This is a genomic window from Pseudomonas sp. 2822-17, assembly GCF_002742485.1.
GTDB lineage: Bacteria > Pseudomonadota > Gammaproteobacteria > Pseudomonadales > Pseudomonadaceae > Aquipseudomonas > Aquipseudomonas cyclaminis.
This window is the reverse complement of sequence record NZ_LJRZ01000433.1, coordinates 1-282: the sequence shown is the minus strand read 5'-3', so window position 1 is coordinate 282 and position 282 is coordinate 1. Positions and strand designations below refer to the sequence as shown.

1 protein-coding gene is annotated in these 282 nt (G+C 37.6%); it reads right to left on the bottom strand.

The genetic code is table 11. From position 1 onward, the window contains the following. A partial coding sequence (locus AOA60_RS15335) for a GDP-mannose 4,6-dehydratase (RefSeq protein WP_143522445.1) occupies positions 1-282 on the bottom strand: 282 nt, incomplete at both ends.

Sequence of the window (282 nt, the reverse complement as noted above, 5' to 3'; positions counted from 1 at the left end):
GTTCCATTCGTTATCTGAAACATATAAGCCACGAAGAATTTCCTCAATCATTAATTTAGAACGACCGTATGGGTTTGTTGCACTGAGAGGGAAGTCTTCAGATATAGGTACTTCTTTTGGCATTCCATAAACAGTTGCAGAGGAACTGAAAACAATGTTTTTCACACCGTATTCTTTCATTACCTCGCAGAGAATAAGTGTACCTGTGATGTTGTTTTGATAATAGAATAGTGGGTTTTCCACTGATTCACCTACAGCTTTTAACCCTGCCAAATGTATAAC